Here is a 5,179-nt window from a genome sequence, read left to right as displayed (position 1 = left end):
GATATAGCGCCGTAACCGACATTGGCCAGCCAGGTGCTGCCCGGGATGTCCTTTCTGATCGTGTCTCTCCAAATCGTTCCTGCCGGCAAATTAGCCGGCTTCGGCGTGTTCGGCATGACGTCGAAGAACACCGCCTTCTTCTCCCGCCACAGCGCCTCCGCCTCTGCTGTCGTCACCACGCTGGCGCCCCGCAGCGTCTGCGGCACCGGCGCCCGATAATCGTTCATCCGGTAGCCACCGGGCTCGGCGACATCGCCAGCCCACATCGGTGGGGTCAGACCCAGAAGGCCCGCAGCGACCAGCAAAATCGTCTCCTTTCCCTTCATACCGGTTTCGTCATTGCGTGATCGGATTATCGTGTTCGTCGATCAGCGGCACATTGTAGTCCAGCAGGATCCTGTTGATCTCCGCCTGGTTTTCCCTGATCACCCGGTTGAGCGTCCGCTTCCATTCCTGGTCGGATGGACGCACGCCCATGGTGATGCGGTAGGACATGCGCGAGCCGGTTTTTTCCTTCACCAGCGGAACGATCGTGAGATCGGCGCCGAGTTCCTTGGCATAGTAGCCTGCCATCGGTCCCCACATGACAGCCGCATCGATCTTGCCGGCAAGCATGTCCTTGATCATGACTTCCCCCATGGAAGGGGTGAGGCGCGTATCCACCGCCAGCGGATAGATTTTTGCCGTTCGCAAGAGCTTGTTGGCGGCCATATTGGCAGTCGGCGGCGTGCTTTCGACGACACCGATCTTCTTGCCGGTGAGTTTCGGATCCTCGATCGTCTCGACGCCTTCTATGCCGTTGCCCTTCGGGTGCACCAGCACATAGGAGGAGCGATAGTAGGCGTTGGTGTTCTGCACCAGTTCATCGCCCTGAGCGTAACCCATGATGATGTCGCATCGGTTGGCCGCCAGCGTGTTGCGCACGAAGCCAGCGACAACAGGAAACCATGTATAGGCGACGGACTTGCGGCCGGTTTTCGCGGCAACCAGTTCGGCCAGCCTGTTTTCGAAGCCTTCGCCGCTCTCGTCGGTGAAAGGCATGTTCGAAGGATCGGCGCAGACGCGCAGAATGTCGGGGTCGACCAGTTCTCCCGCGGCACCAAGGCCGGCGTCCTGCGCCTGGGCGTTCCAAGTCAGCAAGGCGAGTGCGCCGAGCATCGGCAGGACAAAGCGCAGCTTCGACGCATCACGGTCAATCATATCATCCACCCATACAGGATGCTTCGGCATCCTTCGCTGCCTGTGGCTTGTCTGCTTTCTTCGGCGGCCTGCCGCGGGGCGCCGCACCGTCGGCGCGGGCACGCAGATAGACGTAGAGATCATCCATGTAGCAATAGACGTTCTTATTGTCGCCAAAGGCTGGCATGACGTTCTCCTTGCCGCCGCCGACATTCTTGCGGCCTTCGGCGACGATCGAGAGGAAAGTCGCGTAATCCATGGTTTTCAGGCTGTTGACCAGGGCCGGCGCATAGCTCGAACCCGTGCCGTCCGGTCCGTGACAAACATGGCAATCGGAGTGATACCGGCGGTAACCGCTGAATGTGTACCAATCGACGGTTCCGTTTTCGATTTTGTAGGTCGGATTGCCCTCCGCGTCGAAATACTTGCCGTCCTCTTCCGTCGCCACCTTGGCTTTTTCCGCGCTGTCCGAGGCCTGCGCGAGACTTGAACTTGCCAGCGGCAGCAGAGCCAGAGCGAGAACGGAAATTACAAGGCGAACGGACATTCAGACTCTTCCTTCATTTCGCCTGCACACGGTCTTGCTGTCGTGAAGCGGCATTGATCGATGTTGGAGTGCGCGGCAAAATTGAGAGCCCGGTCCTGGCTTCCCGGTGATCCGGGCTCTCGCTTTTCAAGCCTTGGTCTTCTCACAAGACCCCGAGGCGTGCCTAAGTTCCCGTGTATCAGTCCGGGAGACCGAAGACGGTGAGCTGGCCGCCCAGCGTCGTATAGTCGGCAAGTGCTGCGTAGCCACCGACCGCGCCCAGACCAGCAGTCCCAACGACCGCGGTCTCGTCGCCTTGCGCACGGCCCTGATCGACGGCGCCATGCCAGGCAGCGGCGTTTTCGGGCGAAAGCAGTCCACCTGCCAGACCGATACCGGCCCATCCGCCGACGCCGGACAGAACGGCGATGTACTGCTTGCCGCCATGCTCGTAGGCCGTGACGTTGCCGATGATGCCGGACGGGGTCTTGAACTTGTAAAGTTCGTTGCCGTCATGATCGACCGCCTTGATGTAGCCCTCGAGCGTGCCGTAGAAGACGACGTCGCCATCCGTTGCCAGCGCGCCCGACCACACCGAGAACTTCTCGGGCTTCGACCAGACGATCTCGCCTTTGGCAGCATCCCAGGCAATGAAGTTGCCCATATGGTCGGCTCCAGGGGGAGGATACATCGACACGGTGGCGCCCACGTAAGGCTGGCCGGCAGTGTAGCTCACCTTGTAAGGCTCATAGTCCATGCAGACATGGTTTGTCGGCACGTAGAACAGGCCGGTCTTCGGCGAATAGGCCGCCGGTTGCTGGTCCTTGGTTCCAAGCGCCGCCGGGCAGATGCCCGTCGTGTTGGTGTCTTCGCCGTTCTGCTGGGTCGAATATTTGGCCACGACCTGCGGGCGGCCATACTGGTCGCTGCTGGGGTCCATGTTGACTTCCGTCGCCCAGTTCACTGCCGGATCGTATTTCTTGGCGACGAGAAGTTCGCCAGTGGCGCGATCCATGGTGTAGGCAAAGCCGTTGCGGTCGAAATGCACCAGCACGTCGCGCTTGGCACCGTTGACCTCCATGCCGTCGACGAGAATCATCTCGTTGATGCCGTCAAAGTCCCACTCGTCATGCGGGGTCATCTGGTAGAGCCATTTGGCAACACCAGTATCCGCATCGCGAGCCATTATCGTCATCGACCAGCGATTGTCGCCTGGGCGCTGCACCGGGTTCCATGTCGAGGGATTGCCGGTACCATAGTAAACCAGGTTCAGCTTGGGATCATAGGAATACCATCCCCATGTCGTGCCGCCGCCTGTCTTCCACTGTTCGCCTTCCCAGGTGTTCATGCCGGAATCCTTTCCGACAGGTTTGCCGAGATGGGTGGTCTTTTCGGGATCGATCAGGGTGTCTGCGTCCGGACCTTCCGAATAGGCTTTCCAGGCGAGCTTGCCGTCTGCCAGATTGTAGGCGGCCAGCCAGCCCCGAACGCCGAATTCAGCGCCGGAGACGCCGACGAGCACCTTGTCTTTGACGACCACGGGCGCTGACGTACCGGATTCGCCCTTTCCGCCGTCGGTCTGCTCGCCGTTCTTGACCGACCAGACAACCTTGCCGGTCTTGGCATCGAGCGCGACTACGGTGGTGTCGGCCTGGTTTAGAATGATCTTGCCGTCGCCATAGGCGACGCCACGATTGACCGTGTCGCAGCACATGATCCCAATGACATTGGGGTCTTGCTTGGGCTCGTATTTCCAGAGGATCTTTCCGTCATTGTTGAGATCGAGAGCATAGACTGTGTTCGGGAACGGCGCGTGGACATACATCACGTCGCCGATGATCAACGGCCCGCCTTCATGGCCGCGCAACACGCCAGTGGAGAAGCTCCACTTGACCTGCAGGTTCTTCACATTGTCCTTGGTGATCTGGTTAAGTTTGGAAAAGCGGGTGTTGGCGTAGTCACCCGTCTGCATCACCCAGTCCTTGGGATTTTCGGCCATTTTTATCAGTTCTTCATTGGCCGACGTCATGTGGACCGCGCCGAACGACATGAGCGCCGCGGTCGTTAGTAGGTAGGCAGTTTTCGCAAGTACACGCATCAAAGTCCTCCCAGGGTTCACAATGACGAATCGTCCGTCGAGCCCACGAGGGCTTGCCCAAGCGATTCATGTGGGGGAAGTATTTCCGGCAGCGTGTCACGACCTAAGCCGAATGAGCAGAGGGCACCGTTACTGCCCATCCCACTTGGCCTACGAAAGACTGTCGCCGCTCCCTAATGACGGTGACGCCCTTGAAGCCGGAAACAGGATGAAGCTATGTCATTCCCAGGCGGAAGGCAAGAAAAATCACTTCCAGCTATGTTGCACTGCAATATAGAGAAATAGATATGAAAAAACCCATACAGAAAGCTATTGATCGACTGTGAACGAGGCTGGATTTATATAAGTTCCCCAATTTTGCGTATTTTTTTGGCGGAATGTATTGGTTTTTATTTATGAATATTCATTGGGTCGCGTGACGTTAAGTATGCGCCCGTTGCTCCGGGTGCCGATAGTGAAGGAGACATGAAATGAAGGTCAGCACCACGATTCACAGCGGATGATCGTGCTGTCTGGGAGGCCTTTTGTCGGCCGGCACGGCCTTGCTCCTTTGGTACTATATGGCCAGCAAGAGAACTTGACGGGGGTGATGGCACGAGGCCAACTGGTGCGGTGATCCTGTCTCGATCCATGGGCTCGACCCATCGGGCTCGATCTATCATGTCCGCGCCAATCGGAGGGTTCCCATGCTCAGATATGTCGGCTTGTCGACGTTGCCGCTGTTGCTGGCATCGGCTCTGGCCTTCGCCAATCCGGCCGGTGCCGCCGGAGATTATCCAACAACGACAGTTGTCGACTATGTGCTCGGCTGCATGCAGACGAATGGCCGGACACGTCAGGCGCTGGAAAGCTGTTCCTGCTCGATCGACGTCATCGCCTCGATCCTTCCGTTCGAGGATTATGAAAGGGCCGAGACCTTCAAGAGCATGTCCCTGACGACAGGGGAGCGTTCGGGACTGTTTCGCGAAAGCGCGCCGGCAAAAGCCGCAAGCACGGAACTGAAGCGCGCGCAGGCGGAAGCCGACGTGCGCTGCTTTTAGAGCGTGCCCGGGTAAGAGCGCCGACGGCGGGAGACAACCGCTGCATACGGTATCGAGGCGTCAGAGTCCTGTAGCCTCCAGTGGCCATTGATCTCGAAACACCTTGCCGTCCGTGTCGATCGCTTCGACCTGGATTTGGCCAGTGCCGTGCGCCGTGAAATCGAACCGGAAATTGGGGTCTTCCGAAATCGATATCCCGCCTTCCATCGAGAGGATCGGCCGGTCTGCCTGCGAGATCGACAATTTCTGAACGAAATGCGCGGGGATGAAGTGCTGGGTCAACGGGTTCCGCTGCAGGCCCGAATTGTTCGGGTGGCGGATCATCAGCTGCAATTC

At 58.7% G+C, this 5,179-nt stretch carries 5 protein-coding genes and 1 pseudogene; 1 reads left to right on the top strand and 5 read right to left on the bottom strand.

Going from position 1 to position 5,179, the window contains the following annotated elements; translation table 11 throughout:
* From EOA86_RS21200 to EOA86_RS21185, 4 genes and pseudogenes are all read right to left on the bottom strand, one after another.
* A pseudogene (locus EOA86_RS21200) lies at nucleotides 1–326 on the bottom strand (PQQ-dependent catabolism-associated CXXCW motif protein); the annotation flags it as partial.
* 10 nt (nucleotides 327–336) lie between these two features.
* Nucleotides 337–1,200, bottom strand: coding sequence for a quinoprotein dehydrogenase-associated putative ABC transporter substrate-binding protein (locus tag EOA86_RS21195; RefSeq protein ID WP_245485634.1), 864 nt, complete (start codon nucleotides 1,198–1,200; stop codon nucleotides 337–339).
* A gap of 1 nt (nucleotide 1,201) precedes the next feature.
* The gene (locus tag EOA86_RS21190; RefSeq protein WP_127208879.1) at nucleotides 1,202–1,726 is read right to left on the bottom strand and encodes a c-type cytochrome, methanol metabolism-related; all 525 of its coding nucleotides are present in this window, start codon (nucleotides 1,724–1,726) and stop codon (nucleotides 1,202–1,204) included.
* Nucleotides 1,727–1,904: 178 nt separating this feature from the next.
* A complete protein-coding gene (locus EOA86_RS21185; RefSeq protein WP_065010908.1) occupies nucleotides 1,905–3,803 on the bottom strand; it encodes a methanol/ethanol family PQQ-dependent dehydrogenase in 1,899 nt (632 codons plus the stop codon).
* Nucleotides 3,804–4,489: 686 nt separating this feature from the next.
* Between EOA86_RS21185 and EOA86_RS21180 the strand changes: the two genes are divergently transcribed.
* Nucleotides 4,490–4,843: a hypothetical protein gene (locus EOA86_RS21180; RefSeq protein WP_065010909.1), complete on the top strand. Its 354-nt coding sequence runs from the start codon at nucleotides 4,490–4,492 to the stop codon at nucleotides 4,841–4,843.
* Between the two features lie 60 nt (nucleotides 4,844–4,903).
* Here the strand turns inward: EOA86_RS21180 and EOA86_RS21175 are convergent.
* On the bottom strand, nucleotides 4,904–5,179 hold a 276-nt coding region (locus EOA86_RS21175), incomplete at its 5' end, for a thiosulfate oxidation carrier complex protein SoxZ (RefSeq protein ID WP_206630091.1).

This window comes from Mesorhizobium sp. M5C.F.Ca.IN.020.32.2.1 (genome assembly GCF_004023105.1).
Classification (GTDB): Bacteria; Pseudomonadota; Alphaproteobacteria; order Rhizobiales; family Rhizobiaceae; genus Mesorhizobium; species Mesorhizobium wenxiniae.
The sequence above is the reverse complement of the archived record's forward strand: the minus strand, read 5'-3'. Positions and strand labels throughout refer to the sequence as shown.